General features: G+C 63.8%; 18 protein-coding genes. 5 read left to right on the forward strand and 13 right to left on the reverse strand.

What is annotated here, in order from left to right; translation table 11 throughout:
• The 3 genes from AB4Y79_RS02085 to AB4Y79_RS02095 form a co-directional block, all read right to left on the reverse strand.
• Nucleotides 1-867, reverse strand: coding sequence for an ABC transporter permease (locus AB4Y79_RS02085; protein ID WP_441858351.1), 867 nt, complete (start codon nucleotides 865-867; stop codon nucleotides 1-3).
• The gene (glf, locus tag AB4Y79_RS02090) at nucleotides 864-2,051 is read right to left on the reverse strand and encodes a UDP-galactopyranose mutase (RefSeq protein WP_441858353.1); all 1,188 of its coding nucleotides are present in this window, start codon (nucleotides 2,049-2,051) and stop codon (nucleotides 864-866) included. Before glf ends, AB4Y79_RS02085 begins: the two co-directional genes overlap by 4 nt.
• A gap of 123 nt (nucleotides 2,052-2,174) precedes the next feature.
• Nucleotides 2,175-2,759, reverse strand: a complete 585-nt coding sequence (locus AB4Y79_RS02095) for an acyltransferase (protein ID WP_441858355.1) — start codon at nucleotides 2,757-2,759, stop codon at nucleotides 2,175-2,177.
• 179 nt (nucleotides 2,760-2,938) lie between these two features.
• Between AB4Y79_RS02095 and AB4Y79_RS02100 the strand changes: the two genes are divergently transcribed.
• Complete coding sequence (locus AB4Y79_RS02100) at nucleotides 2,939-7,021, forward strand: FtsK/SpoIIIE domain-containing protein (protein WP_441858356.1); 4,083 nt, start codon at nucleotides 2,939-2,941, stop codon at nucleotides 7,019-7,021.
• Nucleotides 7,022-7,084: 63 nt separating this feature from the next.
• Here the strand turns inward: AB4Y79_RS02100 and AB4Y79_RS02105 are convergent, their stop codons facing one another.
• Nucleotides 7,085-7,573 carry a hypothetical protein gene (locus tag AB4Y79_RS02105; protein WP_441858358.1) on the reverse strand — a complete coding sequence of 163 codons (489 nt, stop codon included), beginning with the start codon at nucleotides 7,571-7,573 and terminating at the stop codon, nucleotides 7,085-7,087.
• A 230-nt stretch (nucleotides 7,574-7,803) separates the two neighbouring features.
• On the opposite strand from AB4Y79_RS02105, the gene AB4Y79_RS02110 reads away from it, so the two are divergent.
• A complete protein-coding gene (locus tag AB4Y79_RS02110) occupies nucleotides 7,804-8,052 on the forward strand; it encodes a WhiB family transcriptional regulator (RefSeq protein WP_003804966.1) in 249 nt (82 codons plus the stop codon).
• Nucleotides 8,053-8,201: 149 nt separating this feature from the next.
• Here the strand turns inward: AB4Y79_RS02110 and AB4Y79_RS02115 are convergent, their stop codons facing one another.
• From AB4Y79_RS02115 to AB4Y79_RS02130, 4 genes are read right to left on the reverse strand one after another with little or no spacing between them, the layout of a single operon-like run.
• Nucleotides 8,202-9,668 carry a sensor histidine kinase gene (locus tag AB4Y79_RS02115; protein WP_308930494.1) on the reverse strand — a complete coding sequence of 489 codons (1,467 nt, stop codon included), beginning with the start codon at nucleotides 9,666-9,668 and terminating at the stop codon, nucleotides 8,202-8,204.
• Between the two features lie 27 nt (nucleotides 9,669-9,695).
• A complete protein-coding gene (locus AB4Y79_RS02120; protein WP_441858361.1) occupies nucleotides 9,696-14,549 on the reverse strand; it encodes an NAD-glutamate dehydrogenase in 4,854 nt (1,617 codons plus the stop codon).
• 55 nt (nucleotides 14,550-14,604) lie between these two features.
• Nucleotides 14,605-15,909 carry an AAA family ATPase gene (locus AB4Y79_RS02125; protein ID WP_441858363.1) on the reverse strand — a complete coding sequence of 435 codons (1,305 nt, stop codon included), beginning with the start codon at nucleotides 15,907-15,909 and terminating at the stop codon, nucleotides 14,605-14,607.
• Entirely contained in the window at nucleotides 15,906-16,547 is a 642-nt protein-coding gene (locus tag AB4Y79_RS02130) for a hypothetical protein (protein ID WP_441858365.1), read from the reverse strand. The genes AB4Y79_RS02125 and AB4Y79_RS02130 overlap by 4 nt, the downstream gene beginning before the upstream one ends.
• 153 nt (nucleotides 16,548-16,700) lie before the next feature.
• On the opposite strand from AB4Y79_RS02130, the gene AB4Y79_RS02135 reads away from it, so the two are divergent.
• A complete protein-coding gene (locus tag AB4Y79_RS02135; RefSeq protein WP_018760220.1) occupies nucleotides 16,701-16,916 on the forward strand; it encodes a helix-turn-helix domain-containing protein in 216 nt (71 codons plus the stop codon).
• Between the two features lie 53 nt (nucleotides 16,917-16,969).
• On the opposite strand, the gene AB4Y79_RS02140 is transcribed toward AB4Y79_RS02135, so the two are convergent.
• Complete coding sequence (locus AB4Y79_RS02140; RefSeq protein WP_441858367.1) at nucleotides 16,970-17,539, reverse strand: hypothetical protein; 570 nt, start codon at nucleotides 17,537-17,539, stop codon at nucleotides 16,970-16,972.
• A gap of 140 nt (nucleotides 17,540-17,679) precedes the next feature.
• On the opposite strand from AB4Y79_RS02140, the gene AB4Y79_RS02145 reads away from it, so the two are divergent.
• Both AB4Y79_RS02145 and AB4Y79_RS02150 read left to right on the forward strand, forming a co-directional pair.
• Nucleotides 17,680-18,525, forward strand: a complete 846-nt coding sequence (locus AB4Y79_RS02145) for a LysM peptidoglycan-binding domain-containing protein (protein WP_441858369.1) — start codon at nucleotides 17,680-17,682, stop codon at nucleotides 18,523-18,525.
• A 54-nt stretch (nucleotides 18,526-18,579) separates the two neighbouring features.
• Nucleotides 18,580-19,077 carry an Rv3235 family protein gene (locus AB4Y79_RS02150; RefSeq protein ID WP_441858370.1) on the forward strand — a complete coding sequence of 166 codons (498 nt, stop codon included), beginning with the start codon at nucleotides 18,580-18,582 and terminating at the stop codon, nucleotides 19,075-19,077.
• Nucleotides 19,078-19,179: 102 nt separating this feature from the next.
• Here AB4Y79_RS02150 and secA read toward each other — a convergent pair whose 3' ends face one another.
• From secA to AB4Y79_RS02170, 4 genes are all read right to left on the reverse strand, one after another.
• Entirely contained in the window at nucleotides 19,180-21,918 is a 2,739-nt protein-coding gene (gene secA / locus AB4Y79_RS02155) for a preprotein translocase subunit SecA (protein ID WP_441858372.1), read from the reverse strand.
• 42 nt (nucleotides 21,919-21,960) lie between these two features.
• On the reverse strand, nucleotides 21,961-23,229 hold the full coding sequence (locus tag AB4Y79_RS02160; RefSeq protein WP_441858374.1) for a winged helix-turn-helix domain-containing protein: 1,269 nt from the start codon (nucleotides 23,227-23,229) through the stop codon (nucleotides 21,961-21,963).
• A 31-nt stretch (nucleotides 23,230-23,260) separates the two neighbouring features.
• On the reverse strand, nucleotides 23,261-23,986 hold the full coding sequence (gene hpf, locus AB4Y79_RS02165) for a ribosome hibernation-promoting factor, HPF/YfiA family (RefSeq protein ID WP_285248809.1): 726 nt from the start codon (nucleotides 23,984-23,986) through the stop codon (nucleotides 23,261-23,263).
• A 178-nt stretch (nucleotides 23,987-24,164) separates the two neighbouring features.
• Nucleotides 24,165-24,908, reverse strand: a complete 744-nt coding sequence (locus AB4Y79_RS02170) for a ComF family protein (RefSeq protein ID WP_441858376.1) — start codon at nucleotides 24,906-24,908, stop codon at nucleotides 24,165-24,167.
• Nucleotides 24,909-25,166: the final 258 nt, after the last annotated feature.

Consider the following 25,166-nt stretch of genomic DNA (forward strand, 5'->3'; position numbering starts at 1 on the left):
CTACAACTCCTGCGCAAATCTGCCCTCAAGGCGACGAAATACGGTTTGCCCCAAAATCAAGAAACACACCGAAATAAGTAATCCGACCGGGAGCCACAAGGAAACGAGGTGCTCGGGAAGCGGAGCGCTTTCAGGGGCTTTCTGCACGGCAGCGGTAGGAAACCAAAAAGCTGCGTGGAAAAGCTCGACTGCGATCGTCATGGGATTGAGCTGGTAAAAGAAATAGAATGTTTCACCGAGACTGTCCCTCACCAGGTACCAGGCGTATAGAACCGGGGACAGCCAGGTGGCCATCATCAGCATAAGATCAACGATGTTTTCAGAGTCACGAAACATCACATTGGCTGCAGCAAACAGAAGACCTAACCCGAGCCCGAGTGCAGTAACCATCACAAATGCTCCTACAGCACCCAGCAACTGCACCAGGGTCGGTGACCAACCAAAGAAGAGACAGGCCGCCAACAGGATCAGCAGTTGTGGAAGAAAATGAACTATAGCTACCCAAACGGAAGCGACTGGAAACAGCTCTCGGGGAAGGAATATCTTCTTGACCAATGCTCCATTCGCGACAATGGACCTGGTCGCTTGCCCAAATGCCTCAGAGAAGAAATTAACCAGAATAATTCCGGAAAACATGTAAATCACGAAGTTCGGCTGTTTGTTGAGGCCAAGGAAGACACCAAGGGCAAAGTAGAAGACTACGAATTGAACCGCCGGCTTGACGTAGCTCCACAGCAGTCCGAGAACGGAGCTTCGGTAGCGTACCTTCAGCTCCTTCCGCACAATTAGCTGAAGGAGCTCCCGGTGCCGAAGGACATCGATGAGTCCGCCGCCCTTGTCGGGAGGCGTCAAGGTTGCGGCGCTCATGCGTCCACGCCTCCACTTTCCAGCTTCACGCCGTTTTCGTAATGCGGCCTGATCTTGTTGTCGAACATACTCAGCGCGGAACCAATGGCCATGTGCATGTCCAGGTACTTGTAGGTGCCCAGCCTGCCGCCAAACAGGACGTCGGTTTCAGCGGCGGCGAGGTCGCGGTACTTGAGCAGGCGCTCCCTGTCCGCGGAAGTGTTGACGGGGTAGTAAGGCTCGTCGTCTTTTTCGGCGAATCGCGAAAACTCCCGCATGATGACCGTTTTTTCGGTCTGGTAGTCGCGCTCGGGATGGAAATGGCGAGGTTCGATGACGCGGGTGTAGGAGACGTCGTCGTCGTTGTAGTTGACGACGGAGGTGCCTTGGAAATCGCCGACATCCAGGACCTCTTCTTCGAAGTCGATGGTGCGCCAGGAGAGGTCGCCCTCGGCGTAGTCGAAGTAGCGGTCCACCGGGCCGGTGTAAACCACGGGAATCTTTCCGACCACCTTGTTCTTGCTGTATTCGTGCGACTCGTCGAAGAAGTCTGTGTTAAGGCGCACCTCGATGTTCGGGTGTTCGGCCATTTTCTCGATCCACGCGGTGTAACCGTTGGTGGGCAGGCCCTCGTACTTGTCATTGAAGTACCGGTTGTCGTAGTTGTAGCGCACGGGCAGCCTGGAGATGATGCCCGCTGGCAGGTCCTTGGGATCCGTCTGCCACTGCTTTCCGGTGTAGTGCTTGATAAAGGCCTCGTACAGGGGACGGCCAATCAGCTGGATGCCCTTGTCATTAAGGTTCTGGGGATCTGTTCCAGCCAGTTCCCCGGCCTGTTCCCGGATGAGGTCCCGTGCTTGGCCCGGGGTGAGATTGGCCCGGAAGAACTGGTTGATGGTTGCCAGGTTGATGGGCAGGGAGTACACCTCCCCCTTGTGGACGCCGTAAACCTTGTGCACGTAGTTGGTGAAGGTGGTGAACCTGTTGACGTATTCCCACACGCGTTCGTTTGACGTGTGGAAAAGGTGGGCGCCGTACCGGTGGATTTCAATACCGGTCTGCTCTTCCTTTTCGCTGTAGGCGTTACCGCCGATATGGTGGCGGCGGTCGAGGACGACGACCTTCAGGCCGAGCTCGCTAGCGGCCTGTTCTGCGATTGTCAGGCCAAAAAAGCCGGACCCTACAATGACGAGGTCAGCGGTCACAAAATCTCCTGGTTTGAATACGGGCAGCACAATGGAGTGCATCGTCTGCTGTTCTAGCCTACCCGAGGGACCGGAGCGTCCGTCGAATCTCCTTCGCCCTTGTGATCCGTCGCACAGGCGTCATCACGCGGGTCGCAGCACCCCGTCCCGTTCGATATACGAATCCCGTGTGCCGGGGCAGACCCATTGGCCGCCTTCGCTTATCAACGGTTGGCCCGCCTTACCCACCCAGCCGATGCGCCGGGCAGGGACGCCGGCCACAAGCGCGAAGTCCGGCACATCCTTTGTGACCACAGCGCCGGCAGCCACCATCGCCCATGCCCCGATGGTGACGGGCGCTATGCAGACTGCACGGGCTCCGACAGCAGCTCCCTCCCGGATCGTAACCCCCACTTTGTCCCAGTCATCCTCTGTCTTGAGGGTGCCATCCGGAGTCACAGCGCGGGGAAAGACATCATTGGTGAGGACCACGGCAGGACCAATAAAGACTCCGGCCTCCAGAACCGCAGGTTCGTACACCAGGGCGTAATTCTGCACCTTGCAGTTATCCCCGAGAACTACGCCCGGGCCGATGTAGGCGCCACGGCCCACAACGCAGTTCTCCCCCAGGCGTGCCTCCTCCCGGACCTGCGCGAGATGCCACACTCTGGCGCCTGTACCGATGTGCGCGCTTGGATCAACGTCAGCGCTGTCAGCGATGGTGCCCAAAGGAGACTCCCCTGCTGCTCATGGCCCTCTTTTCGAGGGCCGGATGTAGCGATCCTAGCCGAGCCCCCGCCGTGCAGGCAGGCCTACCTTGGGAAGTTTTCCACATGGATGCCGATGCCGCTCCACATGATCTCCGGACGTGGATAGCGTGACGCCATACGCACAAAGGATTGGCACCCATGACCCTGCATTGCACATTGGTTGGTGGTCCGGGATCCGCACATCCCGGGCCCCCTCTCGAACTGTCCATTGAGGCCGCGCCCGGCACTCCTGGTGCGGACATCAACGAGCAATTATCGAACAAGTTCGGCACCGGCGCGGTCACTGTGGAGGGGCAGGATCTCTGTTCGTTGGTATCAGGCATTCCGCCGCTGGTGGACGCGGCAATTCTTGTCGACGGCGGCGCCTCGCCATCGACAAGAAGGCCGCGCCGGCCTTCGGCCGTTGATACGGAGGCCCCGCTGGCCCTCGCCATTCACAGCGGAGCCGCCGCAGGGACAGTCGTTGCAATCCGGCGTGGCAGCTACACCATCGGCCGGAGCGGCACACGCATTGTCATCCAGGATCCGGAGTTGTCCCGCGAACACGCGCGAATTGTTGTCACGGACACGGAGATCATCCTGATCGACCTGGATAGTGCAAACGGCACGTACGTCGATGGTGGAAGGATCCGGAACGCTGTGATCTCCACGGATTCCGGCATCAGGTGCGGGCAGTCAACCATGTCGCTGGTGTTTTCGGATCTGCCGGAGAGAGTGCTCTCAGATGCAGGAAGGTCCGTGGCCGAACCCATCGTGGTCTCCGGCCGGGCTGAACCTGGCAACCGCGCGCTGCTCCTGCTGGCCGCAGTTCTCCCGCTGGCAATCGGCGTGGGACTGGCAGTCTTGACCGGGATGTGGATGTTTCTCGCCTTCTCGGCGGCGTCCGCTCTTTCCGTTCTCGTCCCCATCATCGGCGGCCGGCGGCAGAGGCAGGAATTGTCGGCTGCCGTAAAAACAGCGGTAAGGGAAGACCGGGAGCGCCGACGGCGGTGCGCCCCGTCCCTTGCCATCGTTGCCTTGGCAGCGCACCGGGGAACGCACACGCCCGTTCCCGGTTCCGCTGCCGACGGCGTGTGGCTGAGGTTGGGCGAAATGGAGCAGGAGGCCAACGTCCGGGTTGAGCCGGCAGGCGCCGTCCGAACGATTCCTTCGGCGGGCAGAGTCCCTGTCCTCCTTGACCCGCGCCGGCCGCTCACTGTTGTCGGCGGCTCTTCAGCGGGGGTCGACGGCGCTGTCCGTTGCCTTCTCATGCAACTTGCGGGCTACCCACTGGCCGTTACAACGGGGGTGGTCATCCACGGGCAGCCGGAGAATCTGCCGTTGGCCGCCCGGTACCTTCCCGGGGTAACCCTCACGGGAACAACTGACGCCGCCCTCCGGGTTATCGGCGGCGGAGGTCCTTCCGGTTCAGAGCGGACCGTCTTGTTGATTCGCAGTGCCGGGCCGGCCACGGCGGGTGACCTCGAGGTTCGTGCAGCCGCTTTGGAACGGGGGTGGCAGGTTCTTCATTTTCTTCCGGAAGAAACCGCGTCTCCGGCAGCTGATGTGTTCTTGTCTGAGCGCAGGTCGGTCATGCTCCAAGATCACGGCCAGACGCTTTTTGTCGCGGATCTGGTACCGGATGCAGTGTTCACCGCGCTGTGCCGACGCCTGGCGAACGCCCCGAAGCCGGCGGACGGGCCGCTGCGGTCAATTCCGGACACCTGCGGTCTTGGCGATGTCCTGCCCCTGACTCAGGCGGAAACCGCGCGCCGCTGGGAATCGAATGCGGCAAGGGACGGACTCCCGGTGCCGCTGGGCCTGGGTGTGGCCGGGACAAAGACCGTGGATCTCCAGGTTGACGGCCCCCATTTGCTCGTTGCGGGCACCACCGGCTCGGGAAAGTCGGAACTGCTCCGGACCCTTACCTTGGCGCTCGCCCTGAGCTACCCGCCGGAGCGCATCAACTTCTTCTTCTTCGATTTCAAAGGTGGCTCGGGCTTGGGCCCGCTCAGTGGCTTGGTCCACTGCGTCGGCCTCCAAACCGACCTGTCCACCTCCGAAATGGAGCGCACTCTCGTGTCGTTGCGTGCCGAAGTCAGGCTCCGTGAAGAACACCTTTCTGCAGCGGCTGTGCCGGACATCGCGGCCTACCGCTCCTCCCCACTGGCCGAGGACTTCGTCCTCCCCCACCTTGTCATCATCATCGACGAGTTCAGGATGCTCGTTGATGATGCTCCGGAAGTACTTCGTGAACTCTTGCGGATCGCTTCCATAGGGCGGTCACTGGGCATCCACCTGGTGATGGCAACGCAGCGGCCCCAAGGAGCGCTGACAGCCGATATCCGGGCGAACGTCACGTCCAGCATTGCCCTTCGCGTGCAGTCCGACATGGAGTCAATGGACATCGTCAACTCGAAGGCCGCGGCGGCCATCGGTGTTGACGCTCCTGGCCGCGCCTTCCTGGCACGCGGAACGGAACCTGCCGAAGAGTTCCAGACCGCATGCCTGGCCTCCTCTTCCGAGGAGCCGCTGCGGGATTCCGTCGTCGTCCAGCCGACAGCGGTGTACCTCGCTTCCCCGGAAGCGACGGACCCCACACAACCGGGCCCTGCGCCAACGCCTGCCGAGGCAGCAGCTCCGCTGGTGGCGCTCGTCGAGTCCCTTTGCGTGGCCCACGGGAAACTGGTTCCCCGGCGACCGGTGGCCCCTCCGCTGCCTGAATACCTGGATGAACCGGACGGGGACTTGTCAGCCTCTGGATCCGCGGCGGCCGGCCCTATGTCCGGTGGACCTGGAGATGATGAAAGTACTGTGGACCTGGGACTGATGGATCTGCCCCATAAGCAAAAGGCGGTGACCTTAACCTGGAGCCGCGTCAACCAAGGTCATGCCGCCTTCATTGGCAGCTCCACCTCCGGCGCGACGGCAGCCCTTGAACTGACGGCCAGGAGATTGCTGGCCAGCCCATCCGAGGCCCATTTCTATTTCCTGGACAGCACGGGGAGCCTTTTGCCCTTCGCGCAAGCCAGCCGGGTCGGAGCCCACGCCGGTGTGCACGACCTGCGCCGCGGAGTCCGGATCGTGGAGCGGCTTACCCGTGAACTCAGCAGGCGCCTCAGCCGGCCGGCCGCCGGGGAAGTACCCCTTGTTCTCATTGTCTCGGGCTGGGGCTCATGGGTTTCAGCCCTCCGGTCCGGCCCACTCGCCTGGGCCGAAGACTTGGTCCAGGACCTCGTCCGCGACGGAAGCAGGGCAGGGATAACGCTGCTGCTTTCCGGTGAACGGGAACTGGTCACGGCCAGGTTCTACGGTTCCATCCCCAACCGCTTCTACTTTCCGTCCGGCTCCACTGAAGAGAGCCGCGCCGCATGGCCGCGGATGCCTTCCATTGCCGTCGTCGCGGGAAGGGCTGTTGCATTTGGTCCCGCAGCGGACGGCGGCCCGGCCGTCTGCCAGTTCTACCGACAGCCCTTCGTTGGCCCAGGGCAGCCCTGCACTGGCGGGAGCGGTTACCTGCCTGCTTCGTCGCCACCGTTCAGGGTGGAACCCCTCCCGGCTAGGATCGCCACCGGCGAGGTCGCAGCACGTGCGGGGCGCACCCCGCCGGGGACCTCCTGGTCACGGACCGATCCCCGGAACCTGCAACCAGGAGCCGCGAAGGCTTCCGCTGGTTCAGGACAGGCCCGGGCCGTCCTCCTGGGCGTGGCGGGCGATGAACTGGAGGCAACGGCTCTCCGGATTCCGCCCAGCGGCGTGGTGGCAGTTCTCGGTACCCCAGAAAGCGGTAAAAGCAACGTGTTGCACGCCATGAAGAGGCTCAATCCCGATAAAGAATGGTGCTCGGGTCCCGTGCCGCACGAGGCCGCAGGAGACTTTTGGAAGGACGTGCTGCAGCAGGCGGAAGCGGGTGCAGTGCCGCAAGAAACGCTGCTGCTCGTTGACGACATTGACCTCCTGGACCCTTCGGCAGTGAAGGACCTGGGCCGCCTCAACGCTTTGGGCTATTCGCTCGTGGTCACCGCCGGCTACAACCCTGTGCTGCCACAACGGGTTCCCTTGATCATGAACGCGCGGGCGGCCGGCCTCGGGCTTCTGTTGTGCCCGCGGTCCATGGCTGACGGCGACCTGTTCGGGGTCCGCTTTGAAGTTGAGGCCAATCCACCGCCGGGACGCGGCATCCTGATTTCCGCGGCACGGTCCTGCGCCCTTCAGGTGGGGTGGGCAGGTGCCGCGGGCTGAACCAGCGAATGTTTCCCGCCGCCGTCACGCAATCCAGGCGTATCAGCCTGGGTACCAATGCGGTCAGAGGGCAGGGGGCGGACTGCCGGTACGGGATGCGTGGCTGATTACCTTGTTGGAGAACAGGAGGACGATCGCGATGCCGGCCGGAACCACCATCGCCAAGCCGGCAAGAACCAGGCCGCTGGTCAGGGTGGGAACACCAATCGCTAAGACGAACAGTTGGGCCACCAGCGCCGCCGCCCGGGTCCACCTGTACCCGCGGTAAAGGAAGACGGATACGGCGAACAGCCAGGCGGAAAAGGCCAGCAGGAGGCCCAGGGTGAAGACGGCGCCCCAGAACGAGAGCACGGGGCTGCCGGTGAACAGCTCGTAGCCGTACCAGGCGGCCGCCACCAGCAGGGCGATTGCTTCGGCACCGGCAATAAGCGCCACTACTCTTGCCGCGGCAGGTGCGGCTGCGGGATGTTTACCAGCCGGACGGCCGGGCCCGTTGCCGGGGTGATCCGGAGACGTGGGGGCACCTTCTGGGTTTACCGGGGGTCTTGACACACTGGCACCCTACCGGACATAGTCGGACACTGGTGAGGGCAGGAGCCGCCACTGTGATGTATCGCTCAGGTTTCCACTGATATCAGGCGTTATTACCCCTTGTTTACACAGCGTTAACATGACAGGCTTGATGCAGATGACCAAGGGGGCCCAGAGGGCCCCTTTCCTTTGTAGCCACTAGTGAATAATTTCACAAAGGGCACTTCCCAGAAATGGAGCAACTGATCAGCATGGATTGGCGTAACCGCGCAGCGTGCCTCGACAAGGACCCGGAACTGTTCTTCCCCGTCGGAAACACAGGCCCGGCCCTCCTGCAGATCGAGGAAGCCAAGAGCGTCTGCCGCCGGTGCCCTGTAGTGGACACGTGCCTCCAATGGGCCCTTGAATCCGGCCAGGATGCCGGTGTCTGGGGCGGCATGAGCGAAGATGAGCGCCGCGCCCTGAAGCGGCGCGCCGCCCGCGCACGCCGCGCCTCCTAGAAGGCCACCCGCCGGCACCGTCCAACGGACCGTTTCAAACAGAGGCCCCGGATCGATCCGCAAGGATCGCCCCGGGGCCTCTTTCGTTTTTCCTGCCACTCCTTACCTTGCGGCTAACCACCGCAGCGGGTCCCGGAGCGGTCCTTCGCCTACTTTCCGTGCAGGCTGAGCCTGATTTTGACCTCGGTTCCGCCGCCCTCGCGGCGTTCCCAGGTAATGGTGCCGCCCAGTTCACTGGTGACCAAAGTCCGTACGATCTGCAATCCAAGCCCTTCAACATGGGGTGTCTCAGGGAGCCCCACGCCGTCGTCGGCAATGGTTACGGTCAGCTCCTCGCCGTCTTCCCCCTCGGACCTGTCGGCCAGGAGCCACACTGTCCCGGCCCTGCCCTCAAGTCCGTGTTCAACGGCGTTGGTCACCAGTTCGTTGATGACCAGGGCCAAGGGCGTGGCCAGGTCGCTGGGGAGCTCGCCAAACGTGCCCGAGCGTTCCGTCCGTACCTGCTGCGACGGGGACGCCACCTCAGCGGACAGCCTGAACTGGCGCCCAATCAGCTCGTCGAAATCAACACTCTGGGTCAAGCCCTGTGACAGTGTTTCGTGCACCAGGGCGATGGTGGCCACGCGGCGCATCGCCTGCTCCAGACCCTGCTTCGCCTCATCGCTCACCATCCGCCTGGACTGCATCCGCAGCAACGCAGCCACGGTCTGGAGATTGTTCTTGACCCGGTGGTGGATCTCGCGGATGGTGGCGTCTTTGGTCACCAGCTCCATTTCCCGCCGTCGCAGTTCCGAGACGTCCCGGCAGAGCACCAGCGCACCGAAGCGCTGCTGCTCATCGCGTAGTGGGATGGCGCGCAGGGACAGGCTGACGCCGCGGGATTCGATCTCGCTGCGCCATGGCATCCGTCCGGTCACCACGAGGGGCAGTGTCTCGTCGACCATCCGCCGGTCCTTGAGGAGTCCGGCGGTGACCTCGGCGAGGGAGCGTCCCTCCAGGGATTCCCCATCGCCGAGCCGGCGGAACGCGGAGACACCGTTGGGGCTGGCGTACTGCACCACGCCCTCGGCATCAAGCCTGATCAGGCCGTCCCCCACGCGGGGTGCGCCCCGGCGCGAACCGGTAGGTGAGGCGAAGTCCGGCCACAATCCCAGGGTGCCCATTCGCAGCAGGTCATACGCGCACTGGCGGTACGTCAGCTCCAGCCGGGACGGCATCCGGGAACTGGACAGGTCCATATGGGTAGTGACCACCGCAAGCGTCCGCCCGTTGCGGACCATGGGGACAGCCTCCACCCGAAGCGCCATCTCACTGTTCCAGTTGGTTTCGCTGGACCGCTCAATGGAGCGGCTGTTCCAGGCCTTGTCCACCAGCGGCTGCAGGTCCGAGCGGATCCCCTCCCCCACGAAGTCGCTGTGGAACGCGGTATGCGTGGTGGAAGGGCGCACGTGTGCCAGCGCGATGTAGCCAAGCTCCGGGTGGGGGAACCACAGTGCCAAGTCGGCGAACGCCAAGTCCGCGACCATCTGCCAGTCCCCCACCAGGAGGTGCAGCCATTCGGCATCGCCCGGCCCGAAATCAGCATGTTCCCTGATGGGGTCCGTAAAGATTGCCACTGCACCTCCAGTTGCGACGCCACATTGCTAGCGTCGGACGATTGACCTCAAGAGCCTCAATGCTACCGACAGTGAGGCCATGTCGTCGGCCTCCAAGGCGTTCACTTCGTCGAACATGCTCTTTGCCCTGCCCAGCTGTTCGGCATTTTGAGCCTCCCAGTCCTTGAGCCGCGCCTCCGGTGAGTCGGCGGCGGACGTCGCGTCCAGCACCGCCGTCGTCATGTCCGACACCGTTGAATACAGATCGTCGCGCAAGGCAGCCCGCGCCAGCGCCTGCCACCGGTCCTGCCGGGGCAGGCTGCTGATCCGTTCCAGCAGCGAATCCGCGTGGAACCGGTTGAACACCGTGTAGTAGGTGGCCGCGATCTCCTCCACGGGGTCCTTGCGGGACCGTGCGATCTTGGCGACGTCGAGCAGCACGAAGCTCTCGAACAGCTCAGCCCAACGCAACGCCAGGCGTTCCGGAAGTTCCCACTCGCGGCCCTTCGCCAGCCACTCGGCCACCCTTTCGCGGTCATCGCCACGCAGGTAGTCCAGCAGGCGGGCCCGCATCGGATCCATGAGCGGCTTGAACTCCGCCACTACGTCAGCGATGGGGCGCGAGACGCTTTCCTGGCCCAGCAGCCACCGGACTGCACGATCCAAGAGCCGGCGGATATCCAGATGCACGGTGCTCCAGTGCTCCGTCGGGAACGAAGCCGGCAAGCTGTTCAGGTCCGCGACCATCGCATCCAGTTCGTACACCTCCCGCAGCGCCACGAACGCCTTGGCGACGGCCACTTCGCTGGCCGACGTTTCCTCCATGACCCGGAAGGCGAAGGTGATGCCGCCGAGGTTGATCATGTCGTTGGCCACCACGGTGGCGATGATCTCGCGTCGCAGCGGATGCGTGTCCAGCTCCGCGTCAAAGCGTTCGCGCAACTGGTGCGGGAAGTAGGATCGCAGCGTGTCCCGGAACCAGGGATCATCGGCCAGGTCGCTGTCCCGAAGCGCCGACGCCAGCTCGATCTTGGCATAGGCGGCCAGCACCGACAGCTCAGGTGATGTCAGGCCCTGCCCCGCCTGAAGGCGCTCACGCAGGGTTTCGGTCGTCGGCAATGCCTCCAGATCGCGCTTAAGGTCGGCGCTCTTCTCCAGCCAGTCCATGAGCCGCTCGTAGCTCGGGCTCCACTCCGCCACCCGGCTGCGGTCGTTCAGGAGCAGGATGTTCTGGTCGATGTTGTCTTCCAGGACCAGGCGGCCCACCTCGTCGGTCATGGACGCGAGGAAGTCTGCCCGTTCGTCAGCCGGCAGCTTGCCCGCGGTGACCATCCGGTCAACGAATATCTTGATGTTGACTTCGTGGTCGGAGCAGTCCACGCCCGCAGAGTTATCGATCGCGTCAGTGTTGAGGATGACTCCCTGCAGTGCCGCCTCAATGCGGCCGCGCTGGGTCATGCCGAGGTTTCCGCCTTCACCCACCACCTTGACGCGCAGGTCCCGGCCGTTGACGCGGATGGCGTCGTTGGCTTTGTCCCCTACAGTGGCGTTCGATTCGAAACTGGCCTTGACGTAGGTGCCGATGCCGCCGTTGTACAGCAGGTCCGCCGGCGCGAGCAGGATGGCCCGGAGCAGCTCCGGCGGGCTGAGTTCAGTCGTTTCGGCCGGCAACCCCAGCGCCGCCCGTACCTGCGGGGACACGGGAATGGACTTGACCTGCCGGGCGAAGACGCCGCCGCCTTCGCTGATCAGCGACTTGTCGTAGTCGTCCCAGGAGGACCTGGGCAGGTCGAACAGTCTCCGACGCTCAGCAAACGAGGACGCCTCATCCGGTGTGGGATCCAGGAAGATGTGCCGGTGGTCGAATGCCGCAAGCAGGCGGATATGCCGGGACAGGAGCATCCCGTTGCCGAACACGTCACCGGACATGTCGCCCACGCCCACCACAGTGAACGGCTCGGTCTGCGTGTCGAGGTCAAGTTCGCTGAAGTGCCGCTTCACCGACTCCCAGGCGCCCCGGGCGGTAATGCCCATGGCCTTATGGTCATAGCCCACTGAACCGCCGGAAGCGAACGCGTCCCCCAGCCAGAATCCGTACTCTGCGGACAGGCCGTTGGCAATGTCCGAGAAAGTAGCCGTTCCCTTGTCCGCCGCAACCACAAGGTAGGAATCGTCGTCGTCATGCCTGACAACGTTCGACGGCGGCACAAGCCGCTCGCCGTCACCTTCAGTGAGCAGGTTGTCAGTGAGGTCCAACAGACCCCGGATGAACGTCTTGTAGCTTTCGACGCCTTCCGCCATCCAGGCCGCGCGGTCGGTTGCCGGGTCCGGAAGCTGCTTGGCGAAGAAGCCGCCCTTCGCTCCGGTGGGAACGATGACGGCGTTCTTGACCGTCTGCGCTTTCACCAGGCCCAGGACTTCGGTACGGAAATCCTCCCGCCGGTCAGACCAGCGCAGGCCACCGCGGGCCACCTTGCCGAACCGCAGGTGCACGCCCTCAACCTTGGGCGAGTAGACCCAGATTTCGAACATGGGCCGCGGGAACGGCAGCCCTTCGATCCGTGCCGGATCCAGCTTGAAGCTCAGGTGCGGCTTGTCCTGGAAGAAGTTGGTGCGCAGGGTGGCCTCAATGAGGTTCCCGAAGGTGCGCAGAACACGGTCGGCGTCGAGGGTGGCAACCTTCTCAATGGCAGCGGCCAAGTCGTGGCGCACTGAGGCCTGGGCGCCGGCACGGCCGTCGTCGTCCATGGACGGGTCAAAGCGGGCAGCGAAAAGCGCGATCAGGCCCTTGGTCACATCGGCGTTCGCCAGAAGCGTGTCCGCCATGAACCCGAAGGAACTGCTGCTGCCCATCTGGCGCATATACCGGGCGTAAGCACGCAGCACCGTGATCTGCCGCCAATGCAGGCCCTCCCGCAGCACCAGGCGGTCGAAACTGTCCGACTCGGCCGCTCCCGTGACTGCCGCGCCGAAGGAATCGGCAAGGAGCTCTCCAGTGGTGAGCGGATCCACGCCGGCCGGGTATTTCAACCCGAGGTCGTAAAGGAAAAAGTCCCTGTGATCGGCGGTTTCGATCTCGAACGGGCGTTCATCCAGTACTTCCAGTCCAAGGTTGTGGAAGTACGGAAGGATCTGGCTCAGGCTCTTGGGTTCCAGCATGTAGAGCTTGACCCGGGCGTCCTCTTCCAAGGTGGCGCCTGCCCCTTCGGGCAGGTAGACGTGGACGCCGGGACGGTCCTGCCGGGCGCCAGTGCTCCGCTCGGCGGCCGCCCCGTACTTCTCGAAACGCGCAATATCCTCAAGCGCGTCCTCCACCTCATAGTCCACCCGGTAGCTGGCAGGAAACGCTTCGGCCCAGATGGCGGCCAGTTCCTTGGCCTCGGCCGCGTCCCGCCCTTCACGCAGGACCTCCGTGATGCCCTCGCTCCAGGACCTCGCCGCCCGCACAAGCCGCGTTTCCAGCTCGTCGCTGTTGACGTGGCTCACGTCGGCGTTCTTGGGCAGGCGGATGCGGAAGAACAGGCGTGCAAGGGCCGACTCGGTCATGCGCGCTTCGTAGTCGATCGAGACGGCCTGGAACGTTTCCCGCAGCTCCTGCTCGATGCGGAGCCTGACGTTGGTGGTGTACCGGTCGCGGGGCAGGTAGACGACGGCGGACATGAACCGGCCGTAGATATCGGGCCTGAGGAACAATCGGGTACGCCGCCGTTCCTGCAACTTCTGGATGCCCAGGGCCGTTGCCGCAAGGTCGGGGATTTCGATCTGGAACAGTTCATCGCGGGGATACGTCTCGAGGATCCCCAGCAGGTCCTTGCCCGAGTGCGAGTCCGGCGGGAAGCCCGCGGTTTGCAGCACGGCATCGACCTTTTCGCGGACGATCGGAATGTCCCGAACCGACCCGGCGTAGGCACTGGTGGCGAATAGTCCGATGAAGCGGCGCTCGCCGTTGACGTTGCCTGCGGCGTCGAAACTCTTGATTCCGATGTAGTCAAGGTAGGCCGAGCGGTGGACGGTCGAGCGGGAATTGGCTTTGGTAATGACCAGGGCGCGCTTTTCCCTTGCCTTCTTGCGGCCGGTGTCGGTGAGGTGCTGGATGTGCGGGGAATCTGCGGCTGCCCGCAGCAGTCCGAGTCCGCTGTCTTCACGCAACTCAAGGACGTCTTCGCCATCAACGTTCAGGAGGTCGTATTCGCGGTAGCCCAGGAACGTGAAGTTCCCGTCATCCAGCCAGCGAAGCAGGTCTTTGGCCTGGCGCAACTCGGCGATCTGCGCGGGGTGGGCCACCTGGTCCAGGCTCCGGGCGATCTCCAAGGCTTTTTGGCGCATCTTTGGCCAGTCCTCGACGGCGGCCCGGACGTCGTTGAGTACGCGGGTCAGGCCGGCAAGCAGGGACGTCTTCGCTTCGTCCGAAATGCGCTGGATTTCGACGGCGATCCACGACTCCATATGGGAGGCATTTTCACCCTGGGCGATGAGGTGGGAAAGGTTGGGCATAGCGGCCGTATCCCCGCTCGAAATACCCAAGTGGGCCGGAACCCTGCTGACCTTGACCAGCTCACCGCTTTCCCGGTTCCTGGTGGCGACGAAAAGCGGGTGGACCACAAGTTTGATGGCTGCGTGCTGCCTGACCAGTTCCGCGTTCACTGAGTCGACGAGGAAGGGCATGTCGTCGGTGACGACAAAGACCACGGTGCTGTCCTCTTCGTCTGCAATCGAGATCTTTGCCTGTCCGGGCTGCCGGACCGACGCCGCCTTGTGATGCTCTTCGGCCCGGGCCGCCAGTAGCTCGCGAGGGTAGCTCCGGGCATCCTCCTCGGCCAAGTGCTGGTAGTAGTCCCCCATGAAACCCTCAAGGCCTTCAATGGAGAGGGGCTGATCCTCCACACCGGATCCAGACGACATCGACAACGCCTCCACTAGAGAAATTCGCCGCACCTTTGCAGCTCTTATGGCGAGCCTAGTCCTTTGCCGATCGCCGCGGTGTGGAAGAAAACACAGAGGATTTTGGTTTTTGCTGGACGGGTGCACAAACCAGTTCCCTGATCGCTTTGCGGAGTGTCGACTCGGGCGCAGCTTCGTGCAGCAGGGAGCCCGCCAGGAGTGCAGCGTCCGCCGCGGCGGGGTCGTACGGCAGGAATGCGGTGAGCCCGGATGCGGGGCCGTATCTGTCCCATGCGTCCCGCAACTGGCGTTCGGGGCTTCTGCCGACGGCGGAGGCGCGCACCTTGTTCATGACCACTGTGGGTGAGGCGTGCGGAACGGCTGTTTCCAGTTCGGCGAGCGCACGCACCAGCCTTGGTACACCCACCGGATCCGCCGCCCCGACTGCATAGACCGTGTCGGCCAATTCCAAGGCGCACAGTGTCGCCGCATTCCGCCGCGGCGCCATCGTGTCGAAGCTGAGCTCTTCATCGGCCTCAAGGCAGAAGCCCGTGTCGACCACCACAATATCCGCCATGTGCCTGGCCCGCTCAAGAACCGCAGCCAAGGCGGTGGCCCGGAGTTCGGTCCACCGGTCGGCGCGGGTTATTCCCGTAAGCACCTTGAACGTCCCGGACGTGGTGGCAACAGTGGAGGCCACCTTCCGCAGCGCATCAGTATCCAGCGTCCCCTGGTCAGCGAGCCTGCACGCCTGGGCAACGCCGGCCGACTCATCGAGCAATCCCAGGACGGCCGCTACGCTTGCGCCATAAGTGTCGGCGTCGACAATTAGGACCTCCCCGCCATCAACCGCCATCTCTCCGGCGATGTTGGCGGCAACCGTAGTCCTTCCCGGCGACCCCGCCGGACCCCAAACGGCGATGATCCTCCCGTTTCCGGCCCCCTCCGTGCCAGGCGGGGGTTCGACGGGATCGGTGGCCAGCGCAGCTCCGGTATCGGCTTCCGCGCTCAGCGTGGCGGGGCGACCAAAACCGGTCAATTGGGAAACTGCGTCCGCGATCTTGTCCGAAAGTTCCGCGGACTGGACGCCCGTCAACGCCGAGGCCACCCCGATCTTGCGGAGCCGGGCTGCTTCATCAGCGTTGTCGGTCAGGGCAATGATCGCAACACCGACAGCGCCAAGGCGGTCGACCAGGGAGGCCGTCAGCCCCTCGGAACCTTCAGCCACGATGGCGGCCCTGGCGAGGCCGCTCTGGCAGGCGGCCAGCAGTTCCGGAAGTTCCGCGCATCGTCGAACCACCGTGACGGGGCCGTGCAGCCGCTCAAGGCCGCCGACCACATCCTCCCGGCTTTGGCCCACGGTAACGACGGGGATGCTCATCGGGCGCCACCGGGGTTCCATACGACCGATATCTTTGCCTCATTGGCCTGGGCGCCGAGCAACGCCGGCATCTGTTTGTCCTCCACCAAGACCATCAGCACTGTTGTTTTCGATGATCCGAGGGCCGTGGACCCCGTTGTCACCTCGCTGATCTCGGCGCCGGGCAGGAGGAGCTTCGGCTCACTGAATCCGTTCTTGGCGTCCGGCTGCGCCACCCAGACGTCCACGCGGGCGCCGGCGACGGCCTGTGACGGCAACGTCTGCTCAATCGAGAGCGCTACGGGCTTCCTGTCCAGCCGGTCGACTTCACCAAGGCTTGCACGAGGAACAAGCTGGTCCTTGGCAATCTTCTGCATGGCGACCACATCCTGCGGCAGTCCGTCCTCCACGGTGATGTAGTGCTGCTCGGTATCTCCCAGCCGGACCTTGGCGCGCACCACGTTCTCAGGTGTCAGCCGTTCACCCACCGCTATGCCATCCCGGGCGGCGTAGACCTCGGTTGTCCGGTCCGCGCTGCCCACGAGAAAGACGACGCCGGCCACGGATACCAGGACCAGGAGAACCCCGACCAACAGCCGGGGGTCTTTCCACGATGGACGCTTGAGCCGCGCAGCACGGACACTTGAATCAGGAACCATACCGTTCTCCCCCTTGGTATCCCGGACCCTCCCCAGTGTGGCCGGACTCCTCATTGTTGCCGCAAGGCCCGTGGAACAAAAGTCATTTGCCCAAAACCCGCCAATATGTGGATAACGGGCACAAACTGCGCCACTTGATGGCAAAATGAGTCCATGCCACGGTTTCTCACGCTCGCAGACGTCGCTGAGCAGCTTCAGATCAATTCGCCCGCCGCGTATGCCTTGGTGCGCAGCGGCGAGTTGAAGGCCATCCAGGTGGGCGGCAGGGGCCAGTGGCGGGTCGAAGAAAAAATGCTGGAACAGTACATCCAGGAACGCTATGCCGAGGCCAGCCGCATGATTCAGGAGTCACGCGCCAAATCGATGTGAAGGGCTTGAGCACGCTTCAGCCCCTGCCTGCACCACGACGTAGACGGCTGCCGCTACAGACTGCCCGTCTTGCGTGACCTGATCATGGCAAGCCCGGCAATGGGTATGGCGGACACCTGGCTTACGCCCTGCATCCTGCGGACCTCCCCGGGCGTGACCTCCGCCAGGTCAATAAAGTCCCTTCCCACGCGGTCGATCACGCCGGCCATGCGGATGGATCCTGCCGCACCGGCAATCGTGACCGTCAGTTCCGTCCTGTCCCGCGCAAGGCCGCGCAGGGAATGGGCGAGCCCAATCGACCGGCGGACCACAGAAGTCTCTGCCCGCGCATGCCGCCCCAGACCGACATAACGTGCCACGGCCGCATAAGGAACAAGCACCTGGTGCTGGTCTTCGTCGAGGACCAGCGCATCTGCCCCGGCATGGGTGAGTTCACCACGCGCTGATTCACCACAGAGCAGGTGGACGCCGATGCGGCAGCCCAGCGACCCCCGGAGCCTGTCTTCCAGGGGCAGGCTTACCAACTCGGCCCGCGTCCGCTCATTGATCTCGGCGTCCAGTGACAGGCGGTCAGCTTCCGCAAGTTGGCTTTCGATGTCATTGAAGAGTGCATCCCAGCGCATTCCGCCAGCGTAAGTCGCGCTTCCTCCCCGGTCAACGAAGGGGGCTTTTTCTCTCCAGCGTATGGACAAACGCTTCCAGTGCGGTTCAAACTGGGTCAAGCAGTATCAAACAGCATCAAATGATATCAAAGGGATGGATGATGAATCATTCGACGACAGCACGATGGTCAGACACCACTGCTGCGATTGCTTTGCTGCTGCTCGGCGTCATTCTCTGCTTCCTCGGGTCCGGGCTTCTCTCCCAATGGCAGGCCGCCACAGCGCGCAACCAGGAATTGTCCGTGGAAGTCCTGCTGGCGGCTGCAGCAGCAACGGCCGGCGTCGGGATTCTGCTGTGGTGGGCCTTCGCGATCGCGTGCGCCGGCTCAGGTGTACTGCTGGAGCGACTTGGCCGACGTCGGGCCGCGGCAGCCGTGCGCCGGCTCTCTCCAGCGTTCATGCAGCGGGCAATGGTTGCAGCCCTTTCGGTCCAGCTGCTGACAGGAGTGGCCGCACATGCCGCCGGAACTGATCCAGGACCCGCTTGGACCCCAACACCGGCCCATTCATCACCGGTTCGCTCGAGCCTCTCCCCCGCGGGAAGCATTCCGGAATCGGGTGGCCGAGCAACCTTACAGCCCGCCGGGGAACCATTAGGGGGCCAGGTGATCGAGGCACCCGCGGAGCAACCCGGCACCCAACAGCCCGTCGCCACCCTGGCACCCGGATGGCGTCCAGCTCCCCAGGTGGTGGAGCCCGGTCTGCTCGCCACACCGGAGAGCCGGGCCGCAAGTGAAGGAAAGTCCGGGACCGAGGCTACAACCGTGACCGTGCTGGCCGGGGACACCCTGTGGGACATCGTGGCCACCCGTCTGGGCCCCGGAGCCTCGGATGTGGACATAGCCCTCGAATGGCCGCGCTGGTACACAGCGAACCGCGGGCAAATCGGCGGGAACCCTGATGTCCTGCTGCCAGGCCAAATCCTCCAGGCGCCGAAGGCGTCCTGACTGCTCCTTTCCTGCCAGGCAGTCAAACCAGCCAATCACACTAAGGGGAACCCAATGATCGCAGTGACACCGATACGTGCCAACCAGGACAAGGCTGCCAATGCCAGGAAGCAACCGGGCGAGGCAGGGATGGCCCTCAACGGGACCCAGGCCGCGGAGCGCTCCCGGGGAGCAAACCCTGCACCCCTGCGGCCTGTAGATGAGGCTGCAGAAGTCCGGGCCATCACCCGCGGGACGGTCCAGGCGTCAATGGAGGTCCTGGCCGGAATCCGGCCCATCCACCAGCTCGCGCGCCGGCTTGATCCACGGTGCCTTGCAGCGCTTCAACACCGGGCAGCGCTGATCAGGCGTGAACTTACCAGGACGGGCAACCCGTCGCTGGCCCGCCTCCACCGAAATTCAGTGGTCCGGTCGGTCCGCGTCTGCGAGGTGGCCGACGGAATCTATGAAGCCAGCGCCGTCGTGGTGGATGACGTGCGCGCCCGCGCCGTTGCTGTCCGGCTCGAACGCAGCAAACAAGTGTGGCGGGTGGTCGAACTTGTCATCGGGTGAGTCCGCGAGAAGATTGCCCCACCCGGGTATGCAAACAGGGCAGGGAACGACTGCTTCCCTGCCCTGTTTGCCGATGCCGGTGGAATTAGTTCACCTGGCGGCCTACCTCTTCTTCTTCTTTGCGGGGCGCTTGGCTGCGTCCTGGGCCGCGGCCTTGGCCGGGTTGCCGGAACGTCCTCCTGAGCGGGTTTCCACCCGGGTCTCGGTTCCACCGCCCTCGCTCGGGGCCGTGTACTGGAGCTGCGCCGGCTTCTCGGGTGCTTCCAGGCCCGCCGCCCGCAGTTGCGGGTCAACGTGTTCGGTGTGGCCGCCCGAAGCATCCTGAACCACGACGTCCTGGGCGGGGGTGACTTCCACCTCGAGGTTGAAGAGGAAGCCTACGCTTTCCTCCCGGATGGCTTCCATCATGGTCTGGAACATGGCGAAACCTTCACGCTGGTACTCCACGAGTGGATCGCGCTGGGCCATGGCACGCAGGCCGATGCCCTCCTTGAGGTAATCCATCTCGTAGAGGTGCTCCTGCCACTTGCGTCCGATGACGGACAGGACCACGCGGCGCTCAAGTTCGCGCATGCTTTCAGAGCCAATCGCTTCCTCCCGCGCCTGGTAGACCAGCCGGGCGTCCGAAAGGATTTCCTCCTTCAGCAGTTCCACGGTGACCCTGGGCTTGCCTCCGGCTTCTTCGATGATGTCTTCCGCGGTGACGCTGACGGGGTAGAGCGTCTTGAGGTTCGTCCAGAGCTGGTGGAAGTCCCAGTCATCGCCGTTGCCCTCCGCGGTAGCGGCATCAATCAGGGCCACGATGGTGTCCTCGACGAAGAACTGCACCTTCTCGTGCAGGTCATCGCCCTCGAGGATGCGGCGGCGGTCGCTGTAGATGGCTTCACGCTGGCGGTTCAGGACGTCGTCGTACTTCAGCACGTTCTTGCGCTGTTCGGCGTTGCGGCCTTCCACCTGGCCCTGGGCCGAGGCGATGGCCCGCGATACAAGCTTGGATTCCAGCGCGACGTCGTCCGGGACAGAGCTGTTCATCAGCCGCTCGGCCGCCCCCGAGTTGAAAAGCCGCATCAGGTCATCCGTCAGGGACAGGTAGAAGCGGGATTCGCCGGGGTCACCCTGGCGGCCGGACCGGCCACGGAGCTGGTTGTCGATGCGCCGGGATTCGTGGCGTTCGGTGCCCAGGACGTACAGGCCCCCAAGGTTCAGGACTTCCTCGTGCTCATCCTTCACGGACTGCTTGGCTGCCTCCAGCGCTGCGGGCCACGCGGCCTCGTACTCTTCGGAGTTCTCCTCCGGGTCCAGGCCGCGCTTGGCGAGCTCGGCTACGGCGGTGAACTCGGCGTTGCCGCCCAGCATGATGTCCGTGCCGCGGCCGGCCATGTTGGTGGCCACGGTGACCGCACCCTTGCGGCCGGCCTGGGCAACGATGGCGGCTTCACGGGCATGGTTCTTGGCGTTCAGGACCTCGTGGCGGATCCCTTCCTTGGCGAGCAGCTTGGAGAGGTACTCGCTCTTCTCCACACTGGTGGTGCCCACGAGGACGGGCTGGCCCTTTTCGTGCCGTTCGGCGATGTCCCGCACGACGGCGTCGAACTTGACGACCTCGTTCTTGAACACGAGGTCCGACTGGTCGATCCGCTGCATGTCCCGGTTGGTGGGAATCGCCACGACGCCCAGCTTGTAGGTGCTCATGAATTCGGCCGCTTCCGTTTCGGCGGTGCCGGTCATGCCGGACAGCTTGCCGTACATGCGGAAGTAGTTCTGGAGCGTCACGGTAGCCAGGGTCTGGTTTTCCGCCTTGATTTCGACGCCTTCCTTGGCCTCGATCGCCTGGTGCATGCCTTCGTTGTAGCGCCGGCCGGCCAGGATGCGCCCGGTGTGCTCATCGACGATCAGCACTTCGCCGTCCAGGATGACGTAGTCCTTGTCCCGCTTGAAGAGTTCCTTGGCTTTGATGGCGTTGTTCAGGAACCCGATCAGCGGTGTGTTCGCGGATTCGTACAGGTTCGAAATGCCGAGATAGTCCTCGACCTTTTCGATCCCGCTCTCCAGGACGCCCACGGTGCGCTTCTTCTCGTCGACTTCGTAGTCCTTCTCGGGTTGCAGCCGGAGCACTACCTTGGCGAATTCGCTGTACCAGCGGTTGGTGTCACCCTGCGCCGGGCCGGAGATGATCAGCGGTGTACGGGCCTCGTCGATAAGGATGGAGTCCACTTCGTCAACGATGGCGAAGTGGTGGCCACGCTGGACCAGTTCAGTCCTGTCCCACGCCATGTTGTCGCGCAGGTAGTCGAACCCGAATTCGTTGTTGGTGCCGTAGGTGATGTCGGCGGCGTACTGCTGGCGGCGGACGGCGGGATCCTGGTTGGCCAGGATGACTCCGCTGGTCAGGCCGAGGAAGCGGTAGACGCGGCCCATGAGTTCGGACTGGTATTCGGCCAGGTAGTCATTCACGGTGACCACGTGGACACCCTTGCCGGAGAGGGCGTTCAGGTAGGCGGGAGCGGTCGCCACCAGGGTCTTGCCTTCACCGGTTTTCATTTCAGCGATGTTGCCCAGGTGCAGGGCCGCGCCGCCCATCAGCTGGACGTCGAAGTGGCGCATTCCGAGGGTCCGCGAGGAGGCTTCGCGAACTGCGGCGAAGGCTTCCGGAAGCAAGTCATCGAGCTTCTCGCCGTCCTGGTGGCGTTCGCGGAGGCGGTCGGTCTCCTCCCGCAGCTCCGCGTCGGTGAACGTCTTGAACGAGTCTTCGAGGGCGTTGATGGAGTCGGCATAGTTCCGCAACTGCCGGAGTGTCTTTTTGTCACCCGTGCGGAGAATTTTTTCGATAAGTGATGCCACGTGAAGATGCTCCCAGTCTCATGCCGCCGAATTCTGGCGTGTTCAGTCTACGGGAGAGACACCAGGCCGGTGCTCCCTTTTCCCTGAGAGCGGATAGTCCTGCAGCCGCCCAAGTTCCGCTGCCATCCCTGCGGCGAGATCACCCGCCGGGCCGGCCTGCACTTCAGGCAGGCCAAGCCATTGCCCCATGAGCTTGAGCTCTGCGGCCAGTTCGACGGCGGTGTCCGCCGGAGCGTCCGGTTCGGCGAAAGCGGACCTCACCAGCAGCCGCCCCCCGGAGCGGTCCGCCTTCACGTCCACCCGGGCCACAATCCTGTCCCGCAACAGGAACGGCAGCACGTAGTACCCGTAACGCCTCTTAGGCTCGGGTGTGTAGATCTCGATCCGGTAATGGAAGTCGAACAGTTCCAACAGGCGCCGCCGCTCAAAGACCAGGGAGTCGAACGGGCTCAGCAGGGCACGGCCGGTGGCACGCCGTGGCAAGGCAGCTTCCACATGCCGGAAGAGCGCGCGATTCCAGCCGTTCACTGTGACGCGTTCGAGCCTGCCTTCGGCCACCAGTTGCTCGACGGCCAGTGCGGTCGCTTTCACGGGAGTCCGGAAATAATCGGCGAAACAGCGGACGCTTCCGATCCCGTGCGCCATGGCCGCCGCTTCGGTCAGCCGTTGGAGTGCAGCAGCGGGGTCGGGTTCGGCCGTTGTGGCGGCGGGAACCGGGAGGACCTTGGCTGCGAGGGTGTACTTGCGCTCGAACTGCCCCGTCCTGGACGCAGCGGACACCGCACCTTCCTCGAAGAGGTGTTCCAGGACCCGTTTCACGGCATTCCAGTTCCACCCCCAGTTGTCCGTCTGCCGTTCCTCGACGTGGCCAATCCTGGCTGTCAGTTCCGAAGCCGTCATGGGCCGGGACCCGGCGAGGACGGACAGGATTTTCCCCGCAATGTCGTTGCGGAGCTCCGGGTCCATGCGTGAGGCACCCACCCACGACCGCTTCTGCCACAGCAGGAGGTCCCGGTAGTGCTCGGGCCGGATGTAGCTTGCCTCGTGCGCCCAGTACTCCACCATGCGGCGTGGCGGCTGCGCTGACATGCGGTGCAGGATTTCGCGGTCGTAGTTGCCAAGGCGCGAAAAGAAGGGCAGGTAGTGGCTGCGGACCAATACGTTGACGGAGTCGATTTGGACGAGCTGGAGACGGGCAAAAGTACGGCCCACCGCCCGTATTGTCACGGGGCCGGTGGGCCGTCCTTTGTGGAGTCCCTGTGCTGCCAATGCGATTCGCCGTGCCTGGTCAAGGCTCAGCGTTGCTGACATTCAGTCCTCTCAAGTGGTGGTGGAATCCACCTTAGGCGTTGGCGGGTGCGTCGTCGGAGCGGTAGGCGAGGATCTTTTCCTCCACAATGGTGTCTCCGGGTTCGCATTCGTGGTCCAGGGTGATGACCCCGTAGGTCCAGCCACGGCGGCGGTACACGACGGAGGGCGTGTTGGTGGCTTTGTCCACGAAGAGATAGAAGTCGTGGCCGACGAGTTCCATGTTGTCTACAGCATCATCAAGGGAGAGCGATGCCGCGGGAAAGACCTTGCGCCGGATCAGCACCGGTGAGTTTCCCGCCGGAATGTCGTTGTCGACATCGTAGGGGGACTTGTTATCCGCAGCCTGCACGGTTTCATCCCGGTGGTTCGCCTCAAGGTACAGCGGCTCGTGCGCACTGGCGGGTTCAAGCGATGCGGTTGCCTCGCGAACGGCCTTGGGGGTATGGCGCCCGTGGTGGACCTTCTTGCGGTCCTTGGCCCGGCGGAGCCGCTCAAGCAGTTTGTTGTAGGCGAGGTCAAAGGCAGCAAATTTGTCTGCGGCGCTCGCTTCGGCACGGATTACGGGTCCGCGGCCCAGGACTGTCACCTCTACGGTCAGCTGGTCGCCGGTTTGCCGGGCATTGGTCTCCTTGGAGACTTTCGCGTCGACCCGCTGGACCTTGTCACCCAGCGATTCGATTTTTGCGATCTTTTCCCCGGCATATTCGCGGAACCGGTCTGAAACGGTCAGATTTCGTCCGCTGATCATAAACTCCATGGTGCCCTCCAAATGACTTCGGTGACACGACGGCGGCACTTCCGTGGGCCGGGCTGTCTGACAGTCGAGCCCCTCTCCGAGCCGCCATCGAAAGGTACATTCTGTTCTTGGTACCCACCTTCGACGTTAGTTCATAGCCACCTGTTATTCATCCTTTCCCGGTTTATTTTTTTCTAAGTCATGGTTGCTTCGGCGGCCCCGCGCGGGAGGCGCCGGCCGGTTCCGCAGCATCGGGCGGGCGTGTCGCGGCAAGCACGACGGCGCCTCTCACCCTGGCCCCGGCCTGATGCAGCGCACGGGCTGCTTCGCCGATCGTGGCACCCGTGGTCAGGACGTCGTCGACGATGATGCAGGACCTCCCGGCAACCACCGGACGGGAGCGGAAGCCGACCCGCATGGACCCCCTTACCCGCTGTGAGCGGGCTCCCCTGCCCAGGCCCTTCTGCCCGCCCCGCCGACCTGACCACGCAAGCCTTTGGGCCCCAGTCGGCCGCACTTTCCGCAGGACATCGACGACGACGACGCCCGGCAGATGCCCGGCCGCCTCCTTGAGGAGCAGGTGGACCGGGCTGAAGCCCCGGTTGACGTAAGCCGCCGTGCTGGTGGGGACCGGGACCAGCAGGAACCCGTCTCCGTCCGCTGTTGCCGCCCGGACTGCCGCGGCCAAAGCCCTGGCCAGGCTTTCACTGAGCTGGTGCTGGCCGTGCCGCTTGAACGAGAGCAGCCCCTGCGCCAGCTCTTCCCGATAGACGCCGGCCGCCACCACGGGTAGCAGGATGGTTCCGGCCACGTCCATCAGCGCGGGGGCACCGCCCTCCGCCCGGAACGGCTGCCTGGTGAGGTGGCGGATACGGCTGCTGCAGGCTGCGCAGAGTGCCCTGTCTTCTGCCCCGCAGCACACGCAGTCCACCGGAATCGCCAATGCCAGGAGTTCTTCCCCGGCCCCGGCGACCCAGTCGAAAAGCCGAACGAAGGGACTGGTTTGTTCCGCCCTGTGCTTTGCCGCCCACCGCGGGGGCGGATGAAGGTCAGGATCACGCGGGGGTTCCCCGCGAAGGGACCGGGCTGCGCCGACTGGATGTGTTGGGCCGTTCACCGTTCCACTATTGCCGGCCGGTTGCCGCGCGGGTAAGTCCCGGGCGGCCCCATGTGGATATCCGGAGCGCCGCGGACCGCCCGG

The organism is Pseudarthrobacter sp. YAF2 (assembly GCF_052113345.1).
Lineage (GTDB): Bacteria > Actinomycetota > Actinomycetes > Actinomycetales > Micrococcaceae > Arthrobacter.